At 69.7% G+C, this 19,008-nt stretch carries 12 protein-coding genes; 8 read left to right on the top strand and 4 right to left on the bottom strand.

The annotated features are described in order from the left end of the window. Positions 1 to 80: 80 nt before the first annotated feature. Positions 81 to 767, bottom strand: a complete 687-nt coding sequence (locus ACZ7M7_RS01065; protein WP_472111590.1) for a maleylpyruvate isomerase family mycothiol-dependent enzyme — start codon at positions 765 to 767, stop codon at positions 81 to 83. Positions 768 to 1,015: 248 nt separating this feature from the next. Between ACZ7M7_RS01065 and uvrA the strand changes: the two genes are divergently transcribed. Next, the gene (uvrA, locus tag ACZ7M7_RS01060; protein WP_472111588.1) at positions 1,016 to 4,072 is read left to right on the top strand and encodes an excinuclease ABC subunit UvrA; all 3,057 of its coding nucleotides are present in this window, start codon (positions 1,016 to 1,018) and stop codon (positions 4,070 to 4,072) included. Positions 4,073 to 4,244: 172 nt separating this feature from the next. On the opposite strand, the gene ACZ7M7_RS01055 is transcribed toward uvrA, so the two are convergent. The 3 genes from ACZ7M7_RS01055 to ACZ7M7_RS01045 form a co-directional block, all read right to left on the bottom strand. Next, complete coding sequence (locus tag ACZ7M7_RS01055; RefSeq protein ID WP_472111586.1) at positions 4,245 to 5,156, bottom strand: carbohydrate kinase family protein; 912 nt, start codon at positions 5,154 to 5,156, stop codon at positions 4,245 to 4,247. Continuing rightward, entirely contained in the window at positions 5,153 to 6,292 is a 1,140-nt protein-coding gene (locus ACZ7M7_RS01050) for a LacI family DNA-binding transcriptional regulator (protein ID WP_472111584.1), read from the bottom strand. Before ACZ7M7_RS01050 ends, ACZ7M7_RS01055 begins: the two co-directional genes overlap by 4 nt. Before the next feature lie 180 nt (positions 6,293 to 6,472). Then, positions 6,473 to 7,429 carry a hypothetical protein gene (locus ACZ7M7_RS01045; RefSeq protein ID WP_472111582.1) on the bottom strand — a complete coding sequence of 319 codons (957 nt, stop codon included), beginning with the start codon at positions 7,427 to 7,429 and terminating at the stop codon, positions 6,473 to 6,475. A 683-nt stretch (positions 7,430 to 8,112) separates the two neighbouring features. Between ACZ7M7_RS01045 and uvrC the strand changes: the two genes are divergently transcribed. From uvrC to ACZ7M7_RS01010, 7 genes are all read left to right on the top strand, one after another. Then, a complete protein-coding gene (gene uvrC / locus ACZ7M7_RS01040; RefSeq protein ID WP_472111580.1) occupies positions 8,113 to 10,245 on the top strand; it encodes an excinuclease ABC subunit UvrC in 2,133 nt (710 codons plus the stop codon). After that, positions 10,242 to 11,252 carry an RNase adapter RapZ gene (gene rapZ / locus ACZ7M7_RS01035; protein ID WP_451167963.1) on the top strand — a complete coding sequence of 337 codons (1,011 nt, stop codon included), beginning with the start codon at positions 10,242 to 10,244 and terminating at the stop codon, positions 11,250 to 11,252. The genes uvrC and rapZ overlap by 4 nt, the downstream gene beginning before the upstream one ends. Further along, positions 11,249 to 12,316, top strand: a complete 1,068-nt coding sequence (locus tag ACZ7M7_RS01030; RefSeq protein WP_472111578.1) for a gluconeogenesis factor YvcK family protein — start codon at positions 11,249 to 11,251, stop codon at positions 12,314 to 12,316. The genes rapZ and ACZ7M7_RS01030 overlap by 4 nt, the downstream gene beginning before the upstream one ends. Then, positions 12,307 to 13,296 (top strand): DNA-binding protein WhiA, encoded by a 990-nt coding sequence (whiA, locus tag ACZ7M7_RS01025; RefSeq protein ID WP_472111576.1) that lies wholly within the window; start codon positions 12,307 to 12,309, stop codon positions 13,294 to 13,296. Before ACZ7M7_RS01030 ends, whiA begins: the two co-directional genes overlap by 10 nt. Before the next feature lie 151 nt (positions 13,297 to 13,447). Continuing rightward, positions 13,448 to 16,402, top strand: coding sequence for a M14 family metallopeptidase (locus ACZ7M7_RS01020; protein ID WP_472111574.1), 2,955 nt, complete (start codon positions 13,448 to 13,450; stop codon positions 16,400 to 16,402). Positions 16,403 to 16,631: 229 nt separating this feature from the next. Next, positions 16,632 to 17,639: a type I glyceraldehyde-3-phosphate dehydrogenase gene (gap, locus tag ACZ7M7_RS01015; RefSeq protein ID WP_383597061.1), complete on the top strand. Its 1,008-nt coding sequence runs from the start codon at positions 16,632 to 16,634 to the stop codon at positions 17,637 to 17,639. Between the two features lie 156 nt (positions 17,640 to 17,795). Further along, entirely contained in the window at positions 17,796 to 19,007 is a 1,212-nt protein-coding gene (locus tag ACZ7M7_RS01010) for a phosphoglycerate kinase (RefSeq protein WP_383597064.1), read from the top strand. Position 19,008 lies beyond the last annotated feature (1 nt).

Here is a 19,008-nt window from a genome sequence, read left to right as displayed (position 1 = left end):
GCAGAGCGGTCCCTGGGCCGTCCGGGCCACCGGAGCGGGCAGAGCGTTGAGGGCAGGTCGGCTCAGGGACCTTACGGCTGTTACAGCGGGGGCAGCGACGGCAGCGTGCCGCCCTGCGCGGTCAGTGCGGAGCCGTCGCGGCGGCCGGCGAGCCAACCGAGCAGATCGGGTCCGGAACCTTGGACGGTGACCTCGGGAGTGCTCGCCTCGCGGCCCGTGCTCCACGCGCGCGTGCCGTCCGTGAGGCGCGTCGACGGCACATCGGGGTGCCCGGTGAACCGCTCCGCGAGGAAGTCGATCTCCCGCTCCACGAACTCCGCCGGCACGTCCTCCAGCTCGTACCCGATCCCGAGGTCCACATGGTGCAGCTCCACCTCGACCCAGCGCCGGAACGGCACCCGGGCCGCCGCGTCGGTGACCCCGTTGCGCAGCTCCACCGTGCGTGACCAGTCCGCGGGGGCCGCTCCCGTCTCCTGGAAGCGGGCCCCGCTGTCGCGCACGTCGGTGAGCTGCACGTCGAGGGGCCGAGGGGCGTCCCGCTCGATGTCGGCGTCCCGGGCGGTGGCGGAGGCGTACATGGGGCGCCCCTCGAGGACGTTCACGAGGGCGTCGGCGTTGCGGGCGATATGGGCGAGGACGTGGCCGCGGCTCCAGCCGGGAAGCCGTGACGGCTCGGTCGCCGACGCGTTGTCCAGCTTGGCCGCTGCGGTGAGCAGCCTTTCGGTCGCTTCACGTACAGACACCAGGTCACGAGCGTGATCAATCATGGTGCTGACATTAGCCCCGCCACACCTTTGGGTGAAGGTGGTGAACGAGTGCCGTAATTCGAATGCGCGTGCTATAGGGTCGGTCGTGACGTCGGGCATGCTGGATGGCTCGGGATTGTTGTCCCATTCGGGAATCCGACCGGCGTTGTCAGTGGCTCCCCCTAGTCTGAGGAACACGGGGGCCTAGTCCGAGAAAACACGGGGGCCTCGCCCCCCTGTCACTTCTCTCAAGAAAGGTGCGGACCGGCGTGGCCGACCGTCTCATCGTCCGTGGCGCGCGCGAGCACAACCTGAAGAATGTCTCGCTCGACCTGCCGCGCGACTCGCTCATCGTCTTCACGGGCCTGTCGGGGTCGGGCAAGTCCTCGCTGGCCTTCGACACGATCTTCGCCGAAGGACAGCGGCGTTACGTGGAGTCGCTGTCGTCGTACGCCCGGCAGTTCCTCGGCCAGATGGACAAGCCGGACGTCGACTTCATCGAGGGTCTGTCCCCCGCGGTCTCCATCGACCAGAAGTCGACCTCGCGCAACCCGCGCTCGACGGTCGGCACCATCACCGAGGTCTACGACTATCTGCGTCTGCTCTTCGCGCGCATCGGCAAGCCGCACTGCCCCGAGTGTGGCCGCCCGATCTCGCGCCAGTCGCCGCAGGCGATCGTCGACAGGGTCCTGGAGCTGCCGGAGGGGAGCCGCTTCCAGGTCCTGTCGCCGCTGGTGCGCGAGCGCAAGGGCGAGTTCGTCGATCTCTTCGCCGATCTTCAGACCAAGGGCTACTCCCGCGCGCGTGTGGACGGCGAGACGATCCAGCTGTCCAACCCGCCCACGCTGAAGAAGCAGGAGAAGCACACCATCGAGGTGGTCGTCGACCGCCTCACGGTGAAGGACTCCGCCAAGCGCCGGCTCACCGACTCCGTGGAGACCGCCCTCGGCCTGTCCGGCGGGATGGTCGTGCTCGACTTCGTCGACCTCCCCGAGGACGACCCCGAGCGCGAGCGCATGTACTCGGAGCACCTGTACTGCCCGTACGACGACCTCTCCTTCGAGGAGCTGGAGCCGCGCTCCTTCTCGTTCAACTCGCCCTTCGGCGCCTGCCCCGAGTGCACCGGCATCGGCACGCGCATGGAGGTCGACCCCGAGCTGATCGTCCCGGACGAGGACAAGTCCCTCGACGAGGGCGCCATCCACCCCTGGTCGCACGGCCACACCAAGGACTACTTCGGCCGCCTGATCGGCGCTCTCGCGGACGCCTTGGGGTTCCGCACGGACATCCCGTTCGCGGGCCTGCCCCAGCGCGCCAGGAAGGCCCTGCTGTACGGCCACAAGACGCAGATCGAGGTCCGCTACCGCAACCGTTACGGGCGCGAGCGCGTGTACACGACGCCGTTCGAAGGGGCCGTCCCCTTCGTAAAGCGTCGGCACAGCGAGGCGGAGAGCGACGCCAGCCGTGAGCGCTTCGAGGGCTACATGCGCGAGGTGCCCTGCCCCACCTGTGAGGGCACGCGCCTGAAGCCGATCGTCCTCGCGGTCACGATCATGGAGAAGTCGATCGCCGAGGTCTCCGCGATGTCCATCAGCGACTGCGCGGAGTTCCTGGGCGAGCTGAAGCTCAACGCCCGCGACAAGAAGATCGCCGAGCGTGTGCTGAAGGAGGTCAACGAGCGGCTGCGGTTCCTGGTCGACGTCGGCCTGGACTACCTCTCACTCAACCGCGCGGCCGGCACGCTCTCCGGAGGCGAGGCCCAGCGCATCCGCCTGGCCACCCAGATCGGTTCCGGACTCGTCGGCGTGCTGTACGTGCTCGACGAGCCGTCCATCGGTCTGCACCAGCGCGACAACCACCGGCTGATCGAGACCCTGGTCCGGCTGCGCGACATGGGCAACACGCTCATCGTCGTCGAGCACGACGAGGACACCATCAAGGTCGCCGACTGGATCGTCGACATCGGCCCCGGCGCCGGTGAGCACGGCGGCAAGGTCGTGCACAGCGGCTCCCTGAAGGAATTGCTCGCCAACGCCGAGTCGCAGACCGGGCAGTACCTGGCCGGCAAGAAGTCGATCCCGCTGCCCGACATCCGACGCCCGCACGACCCGTCCCGGCAGCTCACGGTGCACGGCGCCCGCGAGAACAACCTCCAGGACATCGACGTCTCGTTCCCCTTGGGCGTGTTCACCGCGGTCACGGGTGTGTCCGGCTCCGGCAAGTCCACGCTGGTCAACGACATCCTGTACACGCACCTCGCGCGCGAGCTGAACGGCGCCCGCAGCGTGCCCGGACGGCACACGCGGGTGGACGGCGACGACCTCGTCGACAAGGTCGTGCACGTCGACCAGTCGCCCATCGGCCGCACCCCGCGGTCGAACCCGGCGACCTACACCGGCGTGTTCGACCACATCCGCAAGCTCTTCGCCGAGACCACCGAGGCGAAGGTCCGCGGCTACCTGCCGGGCCGGTTCTCCTTCAACGTCAAGGGCGGCCGCTGCGAGAACTGCGCGGGCGACGGCACCATCAAGATCGAGATGAACTTCCTCCCGGACGTCTACGTCCCGTGCGAGGTCTGCCACGGCGCCCGGTACAACCGGGAGACCCTGGAGGTCCACTTCAAGGGCAAGTCCATCGCCGAGGTCCTGAACATGCCGATCGAGGAAGCCATGGACTTCTTCGAGGCCGTCCCGTCGATCAACCGTCACCTCAAGACGCTGAACGACGTCGGTCTCGGCTACGTCCGCCTCGGTCAGTCCGCGACGACCCTGTCCGGCGGTGAGGCCCAGCGGGTGAAGCTCGCGAGCGAGCTGCAGAAGCGCTCCACAGGCCGCACGGTCTACGTACTCGACGAGCCGACCACCGGTCTGCACTTCGAGGACATCAGCAAGCTGCTGAGGGTGCTGTCCGGCCTGGTCGACAAGGGCAACACGGTCATCGTCATCGAGCACAACCTCGACGTGATCAAGACCGCGGACTGGGTCGTGGACATGGGTCCCGAGGGTGGCGCCGGCGGTGGCCTCGTCATCGCCGAGGGCACCCCCGAGCAGGTTGCCGCGGTCCCCACCAGCCACACCGGCAAGTTCCTGCGCGAGATCCTCGACGCCGACCGGATCAGCGACGCCGCCCCGGTGAAGGCGCCACGTCGGACGGCCGCCAAGAAGACGGTCGCGGCAGGAGCCACGGCGAAGAAGACGGCGACGGCCAGGACCGCGAAGACGGTCAACAACAAGGCCACCGACAAGGCGGCCGGGGCCACGAAGAAGGCAGCTGCCGCGAAGAAGGCGACGCCCGCGAAGAAGGCGACGCGGGCCCGCAAGGCCTGAGGCTGACGAGCAACGAGCCAATACGCATCCTGAAATTGCTGCGCCCCGCGGGAACTCCCCGCGGGGCGCAGCACGTTGGATCATCAGCGGCCCGATCCCTGTGGCTGCCACGAACCTTGACTGCTCAACAGCGGAATCGAATGGAACAGAACGCCGCGTAGCGGAACGCCTCTTAGAAGTCCCCCACTTCGGAGGCATACGGCGGCTCGGCGCCCGCCCGGGAGCAGGTGATCGCGGCAGCCCGCGCCGCGAACCGCAACAGCCGTGTCCAGCCGTCGGCACCCAGTCCCGCGAGCGCCTCGGCGGACAAGGCGTCCTGGGCGGCCAAGCCGTGCAGCAGGGCCGCGTTCACGGTGTCGCCCGCACCGATCGTGTCCACGACGTCGACCTCCTCACCCGCCACGGAGTGCTCGGCGCCGTCCCTCGTGAAGGCGGTCAGCCCCTCACCGCCCCGAGTGATCACGACGGCCGAAGGCCCGGCGGCCAGCCACTCGAGCGGCGTGCCGCCCAGCCACAGCGCGTCCTCCTCGGAGAGCTTCAGCAGCGACACCGACGGCAGCCAGCTCTTGAACCGGGCCCGGTATCCATCCGGGTCGGGGATCAGTCCGGCCCGGATGTTCGGGTCGAGCGCGGTGAACACCCCTTGCGAGGCAGCGCTGCGCATCAGCTCCTCATAGGCGCTCGCTCCCGGTTCCAGGACGAGCGAACAGGTACCGAAGGACACAGCGCGGGTTCCCGCGGGCAGCTCCTCGGACGCCGTGAAGAGCCGGTCGGCGGTGCCGTCGACATAGAAGGAGTAGGCGGCAGAGCCCTTGGTGTCGATGGTGGCGACCGCGAGCGTGGTCGGCTCCATACCGCGCTGCACGGCTGACACGTCCACCCCGGCCGCCCGCAGCCCGTCGAGCAGGGCCTCACCGAAGGCGTCGTAGGACGTTCGGGAACAGAAGGCGGTGGGGGAGCCGAGGCGGCCGAGGGACACGGCGGTGTTGTAGGGGCCGCCGCCGAGCGCCGGCTTCAGGCTCGCGAGGGCGCCCGTGCCCTGCGGTACCAGGTCGATCAGGGCCTCACCGGCGACGACGATCACGAGACGGTTCCTTTCACGGACGTCAGGGGCTGTTCGGGACTGTCGGGTGTCGAGGGCTTGGCGGTGCCCTCGGACCTCGCGGATTTCTCGAGCCTCGCGGACCTCCTGGACCGCCCCGGCTCTTCGGCGCACCCGCACGAGGTGCGATGCACGAAGGCGCAGGGGAGACGCACGGTCCGGGCGGGCCCGTCGGGTGAGGCGAGGCGGTCCAGGAGCACGCGGACCGCCTGAGCGCCGATGTCCCTGCTGGGCTGGGCTATCGCGGTGAGCCTGGGCGAGAACAGGTCGGCCCAGGCGAAGTCGTCGAAGCAGCACAACGCGATGTCGTCGGGCACGGACAGGCCGTGGTCACGCAGGGCGCGCAGGGCACCGATGGTCATCGCGTTGTTGGCGGTGACGAGCGCGGTGGGCGGCGCGGCGAGGGACAGCAGCGCGGCGGTGGCTCGTTCGGCTGCGGCCGACTCGGAGTCGCCGTGCACGACGAGGCGCTCGTCGTACGCGAGCCCGGCCGCTGCCAGGCCGTCGCGGTACCCGGTGAGCCGCTCGCTGGTGGTGCTGAGGCCCGGCAGGCCGGCGACCAGGCCGATCCGACGGTGGCCGACGTCGGCGAGATGGGTGACCAGTCGGGCCATGGGTGCGGCGCTGTCGGCGCAGACCTGATCGAACCCCGTCGACCCGTCCGCCGGGGCGTCGACCACGCGGTCGAGAAGGACGGTCGGTACCTTGTGGCGCCCGAGATAGGCGAGGAGCTCGTGAGGCTCGGCGGAAGGAGCGACGATCATGCCGTCCACGCGGCGCTCGTGCAGGAGCTGGACGACCTTGCGTTCATGCACGGGATCGTCGTGCGGGTCGGCTATGAGCAGGCTGTAGCCGTGTTCCAGGGCGCCCGCTTCGACGCCCTGGAGTATCTCGGTGAAGTAGGGGTTGCTGATCGCCGACACCGCGAGCCCGATGGATTGGGTGCGAGAGGTCACGAGGGAACGGGCGAGGGTGTTGGGCGTGTAGCCGAGCTCGTCCATGGCGTCCAGCACCGCCTGGCGGGTGTGGGGCAGCACCGGCCGGGTGCCGTTCAGTACATGCGAGACGGTCGCCACGGACACGCCGGCGCTCCGCGCGACGTCGGCCATGGTTGCCATCACGATCCCCTCCCTGCGCCCGCCCCTCCCTGGGACACCGCCACCCGCGCGCCGCGGGGTTCTGGCGGGGAACGTATCCCATTCGGCGCCGGACGTAAACGCTTGCGCAATCGTTTACGTCCCCTCCGTCAAGAGCCTGGGCCGGGCGAGCCCGGCCGACGGGCGGGGCGACGCCTCAGCTCACTCCCACTCCCACCCGATGCCCACGATCCCCGACCGCACCCGCGGCTCGACCAGGTGGACGGACCGGTGCAGCCCGCTGAGGGCCAGCCCCTGACGGCCGCTGCGTGGCGCTGCCGCCGAGTGCTGGGAGAACCGGTGACAGCGGACCGGGAGGGCGTTCTCGGCGAACCGGACCTGGAGGGCGTACTGGCCGCCCGCGAGCGGGAAGCCCCGGGCGTACTCGCGGGACACGTCGGCCGTGCCGTCCTCGACGCCGTAACGGAAGAGGTACGTGTCGCCCGCCCGCAGGCGGGTGCCGAAGAGCAGCTCCGCCACCAGGACGCCGGTGTCGTGGTGCCAACGGACGCGTCCCGTACGGCAGTTCTCCACGGCGTGCACTGTCATGCCCTCCGGCACGCAGCCCGGGTCGCCGTGGTGGACGGCGACGAAGCGGTTCACACCGTCCCTGTGGGCGCGCACGATATGGTGCGACTCGCGCCCCGCCAGTTCGCGGCGCCCCCCGATGTGTACCCGCTCGTGGTGGGCGAGGGTGTGCAGGCCGCCGTCGGTCGGGCAGTCCAGTTCGGCCAGCAGCTGTTCCAGGACGCCCGAGGCCTCCACGAGGGAGCGGTAGGAGCGGGCCGCCGGCTGCTGGAGGGTGGAGTGGTCGTCCGCCTCGGCGAGCAGCCGGATCAGGGACTCCTCCGGCAGCTGGAGTATCTCCTCCAACGCCCGCACCGCACGCAGTGACTCGGGGCGCTGGGGCCGACGGGCCCCCTGCTGCCAGTAGCTCAGGCTGGTGACGCCGACCCTCACCCCACGGCGGGACAGATGGTGCTGCACCCGCTGCAGCGGCAGTCCCCGGGCGGCTATCGCTGCACGCAGGGCCACGTGGAAGGGGCCGCCTCGCAGGGCCGTGTCCAGTTCTGCGGCGGCGACGGTGGGGACGTCCGCGTGCTGAGTGGCGTGCGGCATGCAGGGGCCTTTCTGTGGTTGTTCACAACGGCTGGTCAGACCGTCGCGCGGAGCGTCGGGGCCACCCCCGTCGGCGTGGCGGGGGGTCTTCACATCCGTACGCCGTCGTTCAGGGCCCCGAGTTCCACCGCATTGAAGCGTGTTGACCCAGTCCCGACAACACCTGCCGCCCAACAGCTGCGCACCCTGGCCGAGTCCCGACGCCGCTGTCCGCCCCGCCCTCTCAAGTCGCCGTGCCGGTCCTTGTGTTGGTCCTGGTGTTGCCGACTCAGGCGGAGGTTCGGCCCGGTGACCAGGCCGGGGCCACGTCGGCGCGTGGGCTCACCAGGTCCTGGCTCCGCCTTCGATCGGGCCCTCGCGAGAGTGCCGCGGCCAGGGCCACCCGTCCGTTCGCGCCGAGGGCGGCCATCCACGCGCACGGCACCGGTGTGCTCGTCGTCACGTACGCCAGTGAGGCGGACCGCATGTGCGCCAGTGGGACGGACCGCATGTACGACAGTGAGGCGGACCGCGCAGCCGAGGGTGATCCACCGGTCAGTCCACCAGGGCCGCGGCTCCCGGGGGCCGGCGCCGACCACGGCCGTGTCCTGGCCGTTCTCGCCTTCCTGGAGTCCCGCCGACCGGCCGGGCCGGTTATCCACAGCCTCGCCGGAGTGTCAGCGGGCGCCAGTAGGGTGTGAGACATGGCCGACCCCTCCAGCTACCGCCCCAAGCCGGGACAGATCCCGGACTCTCCCGGGGTGTACAGGTTCCGTGACGAGCACCGCCGGGTGATCTACGTCGGAAAGGCGAAGAGCCTGCGCCAGCGCCTGGCGAACTACTTCCAGGACCTCGCCGGCCTGCATCCGCGCACCCGCTCGATGGTCACCACGGCCGCGTCCGTGGAGTGGACGGTGGTGTCCACGGAGGTCGAGGCCCTGCAGCTGGAGTACTCCTGGATCAAGGAGTACGACCCCCGGTTCAACGTCAAGTACCGCGACGACAAGAGCTACCCGTACCTCGCGGTGACGATGAACGAGGAGTTCCCGCGCGTGCAGGTGATGCGCGGTCACAAGAAGAAGGGCGTCAGGTATTTCGGGCCGTACGCGCACGCGTGGGCGATCCGCGACACCGTCGACCTCCTCCTGCGCGTCTTCCCCGTGCGCACCTGCTCGGCGGGCGTCTTCAAGAACGCCCGCCGCACCGGCCGCCCCTGCCTGCTCGGCTACATCGGCAAGTGCTCCGCCCCCTGCGTGGACCGCGTCTCCGCCGAGGAGCACCGCGAACTGGCCGATGAGTTCTGCGACTTCATGACCGGCCGCACGAGCACCTATCTGCGGCGCCTGGAGAAGCAGATGACGGAGGCGGCCGACGAGATGGCGTACGAGCGGGCCGCCCGCCTGCGCGACGACATCGAGGCCCTGAAGAAGGCCATGGAGAAGAACGCGGTCGTGCTCGCCGACGCGACCGACGCCGACCTCATCGCGGTCGCCGAGGACGAGCTCGAGGCGGCCGTGCAGATCTTCCACGTCCGCGGCGGCCGGGTGCGCGGCCAGCGCGGCTGGGTGACCGACAAGGTCGAGGAGATCACCACCGGCGCCCTCGTCGAGCACGCGCTCCAGCAGCTCTACGGCGAGGAGACCGGGGACGCGGTGCCCAAGGAGGTCCTCGTCCCGGCCCTGCCCGACCCGGTGGAGCCCGTGCAGGAGTGGCTGACCGGCCGGCGCGGCTCGGGCGTCTCCCTGCGCATCCCGCAGCGAGGCGACAAGCGCGCCCTCATGGAGACCGTGGAGCGCAACGCCCAGCAGGCGCTCGTCCTGCACAAGACCAAGCGCGCCTCCGACCTGACCACGCGCTCGCGCGCCCTGGAGGAGATCGCCGAAGCCCTCGACCTGGACAGCGCCCCGCTCAGGATCGAGTGCTACGACATCTCCCACCTCCAGGGCGAAGACGTCGTGGCCTCCATGGTCGTCTTCGAGGACGGGCTGCAGCGCAAGAGCGAGTACCGCCGCTTCCAGATCAAGGGCTTCGAGGGCCAGGACGACGTCCGCTCCATGCACGAGGTGATCACCCGCCGCTTCAGGCGTTACCTCGCCGAGAAGGAGAAGACGGGCGAGTGGGCCGACGCTGGGAACAGCCTCGGCGACACGTCGACCGGCCCCCTCACCGACACCTCCGTCGCGCCCATCGCCGACGGCCTCGACGACGACGTCACCGACGGCCGGGGCAACGGCCTCAAGGAGGACGACGGCCGACCCAAGCGCTTCGCCTACCCGCCGCAGCTCGTCGTCGTCGACGGCGGACAGCCGCAGGTCGCGGCCGCCCAGCGGGCCCTGGACGAACTCGGCATCGACGACATCGCTGTCTGCGGCCTCGCCAAGCGCCTGGAAGAGGTCTGGCTGCCCGGCGAGGGCGACCCGGTCGTCCTGCCCCGCACCAGCGAGGGCCTCTATCTGCTCCAGCGCGTCCGGGACGAGGCGCACCGCTTCGCGATCACCTATCAGCGCACCAAGCGCGCCAAGCGCTTCCGGTCCAGCCCGCTGGACGACGTCCCCGGCCTTGGTGAGACCCGCAAACAGGCGCTGATCAAGCACTTCGGTTCGGTGAAGAGGCTGCGATCCGCGACAATCGACCAGATCTGCGAGGTTCCGGGCATAGGTCGCAAGACGGCCGAGGCGATCGCCATCGCCTTCGCCCAGGCGGCCCCGGCCGCACCCGCCGTGAACACGGCGACTGGAGAGATCATGGAAGACGAGGAATCCGATACGACGGCGGAGACCTCGGGGGAGCCCGTGTCCGCGGGCGCCCCGGACGAACGACGGGGGCAGGAGAGATGAGCGAGCACGAGACACAGCCCACAGGTGAGCGAGATCAACAGGCTCAGGACAAGCACAGGAAGGACGGCGAGGATCTCACCCAGCAGGACGCACCCCAGGAAGACGGAGCACAGGTGAGTACGGGCGTCGACGCGGTCCCCGAGGCGGCCATCCCCGAGCTGGTGATCATCTCCGGCATGTCCGGGGCCGGGCGCTCGACGGCCGCGAAGTGTCTGGAGGACCTCGGCTGGTTCGTCGTCGACAACCTCCCGCCGGCACTGATCCCCACCATGGTGGAGCTCGGCGCCCGCTCCCAGGGCAACGTGGCGCGGATCGCGGTGGTCGTCGACGTCCGTGGCCGCCGCTTCTTCGACAACCTCCGTGAGTCGCTGTCCGACCTCGACACCCGGGGCGTGACCCGCCGGATCGTCTTCCTGGAGTCCTCGGACGACGCCCTGGTGCGCCGCTTCGAGTCGGTGCGCCGTCCGCACCCCCTCCAGGGCGACGGCCGCATCGTCGACGGCATCGCCGCCGAGCGCGAGCTGCTGCGCGAGCTGCGCGGTGACGCCGACCTGGTGATCGACACCTCCAGCCTCAACGTGCACGAGCTGCGGGCCAAGATGGACGCCCAGTTCGCCGGCGACGAGGAGCCCGAGCTGCGGGCCACGGTCATGTCCTTCGGCTTCAAGTACGGCCTCCCGGTCGACGCCGACCTGGTCGTGGACATGCGCTTCCTGCCCAACCCGCACTGGGTCCCGGAGCTGCGCCCCTTCACCGGCCTCAACGAGGAGGTATCGGCGTACGTCTTCAACCAGCCGGGCGCGAAGGAGTTCATCGACCGCTACTCCGAGCTGCTCCAGCTCATCGCGGCCGGATACCGCCGTGAGGGCAAGCGGTACGTGACCATTGCGGTCGGCTGCACCGGCGGCAAGCACCGCTCGGTCGCCACCTCCGAAAAGCTCGCCGCCCGCCTCGCCTCCCAGGGCGTGGAGACGGTGGTCGTACACCGGGACATGGGACGGGAATGACGGGACGTACACCGCGGCTGGGCAGGCTGCGCCGGGCGGTGCCCGAGTCACGCACCGCCCGACCCGCCGAGGCCCGTGGCGCAAAGCCACGCCGCCGGGGCGCTCAGCCCAAGGTCGTCGCCCTCGGCGGCGGCATGGGCCTGTCCGCCTCGCTCGCCGCGCTGCGCCGGATCACCGGCGATCTCACCGCCGTCGTCACCGTGGCGGACGACGGCGGCTCCAGCGGGCGCCTGCGTGACGAGCTGGGCGTGCTGCCGCCCGGCGACCTGCGCAAGGCGCTGGCCGCGCTGTGCGGCGACGACGACTGGGGCCAGACCTGGTCCCGCGTCATCCAGCACCGCTTCCACTCCAAGGGCGACCTGCACGACCACGCGGTCGGCAACCTTCTGATCGTCGCCCTGTGGGAGCAGCTCGGCGACCATGTCCAGGCCCTCGACCTGGTCGGCAAGCTGCTCGGCGCGCACGGGCGCGTGCTGCCCATGTCCGCCGTACCGCTGGAGCTGCAGGCTCTGGTCAAGGGGCACGACCCGGACCGGCCCGAGGAGGTCGACACCATCCGCGGGCAGGCGAACGTCGCCCTCACCTGCGGCGAGGTGCAGTCGGTACACGTGGTGCCGCACGACCCGCCCGCCGTTCCGGAGGCCGTCGCCGCCGTCCGGGATGCGGACTGGGTGGTGCTCGGCCCGGGGTCCTGGTTCTCCTCGGTCATCCCGCACCTGCTCGTGCCGGAACTGCTGGACGCCCTCACCGAGACGAAGGCGCGCCGGGTACTCTCCCTGAACCTCGCGCCGCAACCGGGAGAAACCGAAGGCTTCTCACCGCAGCGTCATTTGGAGGTTTTGGGACGACACGCCCCTAAACTCGCCCTGGACGTGGTGCTGGCCGACGAGGCTGCCGTGCCCGACCGCGATGTGCTCACCGAGGCGGCCAAGCGGCTCGGCGCCGCGGTCGAGCTGGCCCCGGTGGCCCGGACGGACGGGACGCCCCGGCACGACCCGGAGCTGCTCGCCGCCGCGTACGACCGTATTTTTCGGATGCATGGAAGGATCGGCCCATGGCGATGACGGCAGCGGTGAAGGATGAGATCTCCCGGCTCCCCGTCACCCGGACCTGCTGCAGGAAGGCGGAGGTCTCCGCCATTCTGCGGTTCGCCGGCGGCCTCCATCTGGTGAGCGGGCGCATTGTGATCGAGGCGGAGCTGGACACCGCGATGGCGGCGCGCCGGCTCAAGCGGGACATCCTGGAGATCTTCGGCCACAGCTCCGAGCTGATCGTGATGGCGCCGGGCGGGCTGCGCCGCGGTTCGCGTTACGTCGTACGGGTGGTCGCCGGCGGTGACCAGCTGGCCCGGCAGACCGGTCTGGTCGACGGCCGGGGCCGCCCCATCCGCGGCCTGCCCCCGCAGGTGGTCTCCGGGGCCACCTGTGACGCCGAGGCGGCCTGGCGTGGTGCGTTCCTGGCGCACGGTTCACTCACCGAGCCCGGCCGCTCCTCCTCCCTGGAAGTGACCTGCCCGGGCCCCGAGGCCGCGCTCGCCCTGGTCGGCGCGGCCCGTCGGCTGTCGATCGCGGCGAAGGCCCGCGAGGTGCGCGGCGTGGACCGCGTGGTCGTCCGGGACGGCGACGCGATCGGCGCCCTGCTGACCCGCCTCGGTGCGCACGAGTCCGTGCTGGCCTGGGAGGAGCGCCGGATGCGCCGCGAGGTGCGCGCCACGGCGAACCGCCTCGCCAACTTCGACGACGCCAACCTCCGCCGCTCCGCCCGTGCGGCCGTCGCCGCCGGCGCCCGTGTCCAGCGGGCCCTGGAGATCCTTGGCGAGGAGGTCCCCGAGCACCTCGCGGCCGCCGGCCGGCTGCGCATGGACCACAAGCAGGCCTCCCTCGAAGAGCTGGGCGCCCTCGCCGACCCGCCGCTGACGAAGGACGCCGTCGCCGGCCGTATCCGCCGACTGCTGGCCATGGCCGACAAGCGGGCCCAGGACCTGGGCATCCCGGGCACGGAGGCGAACCTCTCCGAGGAGCTGGCGGACAACCTCGCGGGGTGAGGTGAGGGATCATCAACCGGCCGGTGCCGACGTCCACTTGGGAGGTCGGCACCGGTATTTGTCAGTCTTTGCGGCACTCTTGACGGGACCGTGATGTGGCATGAGCCTGGCAGTCATTCGTCACTGTGGCGAAACACTGCTAGGGGGGTTCATGAGACCCAGAGCGAGATCGATCCTCGCTGCCGGTGCGCTCCTGATAGGCGGAGCGAGTATCGCACCGATCGCCCAGGCACAACCGGGAAGTTCACAAGATAGCGACCCGAGTGAAGTCAAGGTCTTCCGCGCCGAAGTCACCAAGAAGCAGGTACCCCTGCTGCTGGCGGCCGGCCAGGACGGCCACGAACTCAGTGAGCAGGCGCCCGAGAAGGGCAAGGCCACCGTCGAGGTCTACCTCACCGACGACCAGGCCGAGAAGCTGGAGAAGCAGGGCGTCGAGCTCACCGAGCACGACCTCTCCGCCAGTGCCGAGGCCCGTACCGACAAGGCCGCGGAGGGCGTGTACCGCCCGTACAGCGGTAGCGGGGGGCTCAAGGAGGAGATCGTCCGGACGGGGCAGGAGAACCCCGGCCTCACCAAGGTCGTCTCCATCGGCAAGACGGTGGGCGGCCAGGACATCCTGGCGCTCAAGCTCACCAAGAACGCCAAGAAGACTAAGGACGGCTCCAAGCCCTCCGTCCTGTACGCGTCCAATCAGCACGCGCGCGAGTGGATCACGCCGGAGATGACCCGGCGCCTGATGCACCACTACCTGGACAACTACAAGACGGACAAGCGCGTCAAGAAGATCGTCGACTCCACCGAGCTGTGGTTCGTCCTCTCGGCCAACCCCGACGGCTACGACTACAGCTTCCGGGACTCCAGCACCCGCCTGTGGCGCAAGAACCTGCGCGACATCAACGGCGACGGTGCCATCAGCACCGGCGACGGCGTCGACCTCAACCGTAACTTCCCCTACAAGTGGGGTTACGACGACGAGGGTTCGTCCCCGAACCCCACCAGCGAGACCTACCGCGGCGCCGCCCCGGGCTCCGAGCCGGAGACGAAGGCGCTGGACGGCTTGGAGCGCCGTATCGGCTTCGACTACGGCATCAACTACCACTCCGCTGCCGAACTCATCCTGTACGGGGTCGGCTGGCAGGTGGCCACCAACACCCCGGACGACGTCCTCTACAAGGCCCTCGCCGGCACGCCGGACAACCCCGCGGTCCCGGGCTACCACCCGCAGGTCTCCTCGGAGCTCTACACGACGAACGGCGAGACGGACGGCCACGCCTCGAACGTCAACGGCATCGCGATGTTCACGCCCGAGATGTCGACCTGCCAGACCGCGTCGAACATCGACCCGAACGACCAGTGGAACGCCAGGGACTGCCAGTCGGTCTTCAACTTCCCGGACGACGAGAAGCTGATCCAGCAGGAGTTCGCCAAGAACGTCCCGTTCGCGCTCTCCGTCGCCGAGTCCGCCGCGCACCCCGACCAGCCGTCCTCCTCGCTCGGCCTGAAGGCCGCCGACTTCACCCCGGCACCCTTCACCACGTCGTACTCCCGCGGCGCCGACCAGGAGGTCTCCGTCGTCGCACGCAAGTCCGTGCGCGACAAGGAGCTCAAGTACCGCGTCAACGGGGGCCGTACGCACGACATGGCGCTCAGGCCCTGGAAGGGCGGCGAGACGTACGGCGGTGAGGACAACCTCTACTTCGACGAGTACCGCGCCAAGGTCGCCGACGGCGACCGGGGCGACAAGGTCGAGGTGTGGTTCACCGGCGAGACCAGGAGCGGAAAGAAGGTCTCCAGCGAGCACTTCACGTACACCGTGGCCGAACGGCCGCGCGCGGACGTCCTCGTGGTCGCCGAAGAAGGCGCCGGGGCGGCCCACGCGCAGAAGTACGTCGACGCGCTCAAGGCCAACGGCCACCGGGCGATCGTCTGGGACGTCGCCACTCAGGGCGCGCCCGACGCGCTCGGCGTGCTCGGCCACTTCGAGACGGTCGTCCACTACACCGGCGCGAACGTCCCCGGCAACGCCACCCAGCTCCAGCTGCGTGCCTACCTCAACGAGGGCGGCAAGCTGATGGAGGCGGGCGAGCAGGCCGGTGCCAACGTCGACCTCGGCGACGGCACCCTGTCGAACGACTTCAGCCAGTACTACCTGGGCGCCTACTCCCGTACGTCGCTCCCCGGCGCCACCGGCTTCACCGGTTCCGGCGAGCTCGGCGGCTTCACCGGAGCGCTCGGCGACGCCACCGGCAACCCGTTGGACAAGGCCGGGAGTTACAGCGTCACCTCGGACCAGCTGGCCGTCGACACCTACCCGCAGTTCGCCAGCGCGGGCGCGGGCCAGTTCGCCGGAACGGTCAACCCGTACGGCCCCTACGCGGGTTCGTGGATGGCGGCCGCCGTGCACACCGACGACGCCTACAAGCGGCTCTCCAGGACCGTCGACCTCACCGGTGTGACCGCGGCACAGCAGCCGACCCTGCGCACCCAATTGCTGTGGGACGTCGAGCCCGGCTACGACAACGTCCTGATCGAGGCTCACACCACCGGTGGTGAGGACTGGACGACGCTGCCCGAGAAGGGCGGCGCCAGCAGCAACACGGTGCCCGCGGAGTGCGAAGCCGGCTTCTACGTGGCCGAGCACCCCTGGCTCAAGCACTACCTGACGCAGTCGGCCGCAGGCTGCACCGCGTCCGGCACCAGCGGTCAGTGGAACGCCCTCACCGGCGCCTCCGCGGGCTGGAAGCAGGTGGAGTTCGACCTGAGCGCCTATGCCGGCAAGTCGGTCGAGATCTCGATCAGCTATGTCTCCGACCCGGGCTTCGGCGGTCGCGGCGTCCTTGCCGATCAGGCCGCGCTCGTCGTCGGCGGCACGGCCACCGGGACCGAGGGCTTCGAGACGTCGCTCGGTGCCTGGAGCGTGACCGGACCGCCCGCGGGCAGCCCGGCCGTCCTCAAGGACTGGGCGCGTACCGGGGCGCTGTTCCAGACATACGGTGCGATCACCACGGACGACACGGTGCTGCTGGGCTTCGGCCTGGAACACGTCACCGCGGCGGCCGACCGAACGGCGCTCATCGGAAAGGCCCTCGACTCACTTGACGAGTGACACGCCGAGGTCAACCGTGCGCAACGCACAGTGATCAAAACGAGTGATCCCGGCTTCCGGGCGGGGCGGTCCGTACCCCTACTGGCGGGTACGGACCGCCGTGCCGTGTATGAGGCATCTGAATGTCACCACGGAGGTCCCAGGGAGGTAGGGTCGTAGGCGGTCGGGGACATCCCAAATAGAGCTCGCCGGCACCGCATGGCCGGCGTACCAACGAGGAGATCGGTTCGTGACGATCCGCGTAGGCATCAACGGCTTCGGTCGTATCGGTCGCAACTACTTCCGCGCGCTGCTGGAGCAGGGTGTGGGCATCGAGATCGTGGCTGTCAACGACCTGGGTGACACCGCGACCACGGCTCACCTGCTGAAGTACGACACCATCCTGGGTCGGCTCAAGCACGAGGTCACCCACACCGCCGACAGCATCACGGTCGACGGCCACACCATCAAGGTGCTCTCCGAGCGCAACCCCGCCGACATCCCGTGGGGCGAGCTGGGCGTCGACATCGTCATCGAGTCGACCGGCATCTTCACCAAGAAGGACGACGCCGCCAAGCACCTCGCCGGCGGCGCCAAGAAGGTCCTCATCTCGGCTCCGGCCAAGGACGAGGACATCACCATCGTGATGGGCGTCAACGAGAACAAGTACGACCCGGCGAACCACCACGTCATCTCCAACGCCTCCTGCACCACCAACTGTGTGGCGCCGATGGCCAAGGTCCTCGACGAGAACTTCGGCATCGTCAAGGGTCTGATGACGACGGTGCACGCGTACACCAACGACCAGCGCATCCTGGACTTCCCGCACAAGGACCTGCGCCGCGCCCGTGCCGCCGCGGAGAACATCATCCCGACCACGACCGGTGCCGCCAAGGCCACCGCCCTGGTCCTGCCGCAGCTCAAGGGCAAGCTGGACGGCATCGCGATGCGCGTCCCGGTCCCGACCGGCTCGGCCACCGACCTGGTCGTGGAGCTGTCGCGCGAGGTCACCAAGGACGAGGTCAACGCGGCGTTCAAGAAGGCCGCCGAGGGTGAGCTGCAGGGCTACCTGTCCTACACCGAGGACGAGATCGTCTCCTCGGACATCGTCAGCGACCCGTCGTCCTGCACCTTCGACTCCTCCCTGACCATGGTCCAGGAGGGCACCTCGGTGAAGATCCTGGGCTGGTACGACAACGAGTGGGGCTACTCCAACCGCCTCGTCGACCTCACGGTCTTCGTCGGCAACCAGCTCTGATATATCCAGAGCAGGCGCATTGATGTGAGAGCAGGGCTCGGGCGGCGCAGGGACGCGCCGCCCGAGCCCTGACTCACGTGCAGATCAGACCTGTTGGATCACGAGTGCTTCCGGGCACTTACGAGCGATCACGAGCCCTTCTCAGGAGTCCCCTTCATGAAGACGATCGACGAACTTCTCTCCGAAGGCGTCGCCGGTAAGCGGGTCTTCGTCCGCGCCGACCTGAACGTGCCGCTGGACGGCACCACGATCACCGACGACGGCCGTATCCGCGCCGTCCTGCCCACCGTCAAGGCGCTGGCCGAGGCGGGCGCCCGCGTGGTCGTCGCCTCGCACCTGGGCCGCCCCAAGGGTGCCCCGGACCCCGCGTTCTCCCTGGCCTCCGCCGCCGCGCGCCTCGGTGAACTGCTCGGCGCGGACGTCGCGTTCGCGACCGACACGGTCGGCGAGTCCGCCCAGGCCGTGGTCGCCGGTCTCGCCGACGGTCAGGTCGCGGTCGTCGAGAACCTCCGCTTCAACGCCGGTGAGACGAGCAAGGACGACGCCGAGCGCGGCGCCTTCGCCGACCGGCTGGCCGCCCTCGTGGACGTCTACGTCGGCGACGGCTTCGGTGCGGTGCACCGCAAGCACGCCTCCGTGTACGACCTCCCGGCCAAGCTGCCGCACTACGCCGGCTACCTCATCGCGAACGAGGTCGGCGTCCTGAAGAAGCTCACCGAGGACGTCAAGCGGCCGTACGTCGTCGCGCTCGGCGGCGCCAAGGTGTCCGACAAGCTCGCCGTCATCGACCAGCTGCTCGCCAAGGCCGACCGGCTGCTCATCGGCGGCGGCATGGCGTACACCTTCCTCAAGGCCAAGGGCTACGAGGTCGGCATCTCCCTCCTCCAGGCGGACCAGATCCCGGCCGTCACCGAGTACATGGAGCGCGCCGAGAAGAACGGCGTCGAGATCGTCCTGCCGGTCGACGTCCTGGTCGCCACCGAGTTCCCGGACCTGAAGACCAAGGCCCCGGCCAACCCCACGACCGTCGCCGCGGACGCCATCCCGGCCGACCAGGAGGGCCTGGACATCGGTCCGGAGACCCGCAAGCTGTACGCCTCGAAGCTCGCCGACGCCGCCACCGTCTTCTGGAACGGCCCCATGGGCGTCTTCGAGCACCCCGACTACGCCGAGGGCACCAAGGCGGTCGCCCAGGCCCTCGTCGAATCCAAGGGCTTCACCGTGGTCGGCGGTGGCGACTCCGCCGCGGCCGTCCGCACCCTGGGCTTCGACGAGACTGCATTCGGCCACATTTCGACCGGTGGCGGCGCCTCCCTCGAATACCTCGAGGGCAAGACGCTCCCCGGCCTCGCCGCACTGGAGGACTGAC

It is taken from the genome of Streptomyces sp. NPDC111606 (genome assembly GCF_055656945.1).
Note: the sequence above shows the minus strand (reverse complement) of the source record. Positions and strands in the feature narration are given on the sequence as shown.

Excerpts from the sequence above, each read along its gene's own strand:
- ACZ7M7_RS01065 (WP_472111590.1), bottom strand. The coding sequence starts at position 767 with ATGATTGATCACGCTCGTGACCTGGTGTCTGTACGTGAAGCGACCGAA.
- ACZ7M7_RS01010 (WP_383597064.1), top strand. The coding sequence starts at position 17,796 with ATGAAGACGATCGACGAACTTCTCTCCGAAGGCGTCGCCGGTAAGCGG.
- ACZ7M7_RS01030 (WP_472111578.1), top strand. The coding sequence starts at position 11,249 with ATGACGGGACGTACACCGCGGCTGGGCAGGCTGCGCCGGGCGGTGCCC.
- uvrC (WP_472111580.1), top strand. The coding sequence starts at position 8,113 with ATGGCCGACCCCTCCAGCTACCGCCCCAAGCCGGGACAGATCCCGGAC.
- ACZ7M7_RS01045 (WP_472111582.1), bottom strand. The coding sequence starts at position 7,429 with ATGCCGCACGCCACTCAGCACGCGGACGTCCCCACCGTCGCCGCCGCA.
- whiA (WP_472111576.1), top strand. The coding sequence starts at position 12,307 with ATGGCGATGACGGCAGCGGTGAAGGATGAGATCTCCCGGCTCCCCGTC.
- rapZ (WP_451167963.1), top strand. The coding sequence starts at position 10,242 with ATGAGCGAGCACGAGACACAGCCCACAGGTGAGCGAGATCAACAGGCT.
- ACZ7M7_RS01050 (WP_472111584.1), bottom strand. The coding sequence starts at position 6,292 with ATGGCAACCATGGCCGACGTCGCGCGGAGCGCCGGCGTGTCCGTGGCG.
- ACZ7M7_RS01020 (WP_472111574.1), top strand. The coding sequence starts at position 13,448 with ATGAGACCCAGAGCGAGATCGATCCTCGCTGCCGGTGCGCTCCTGATA.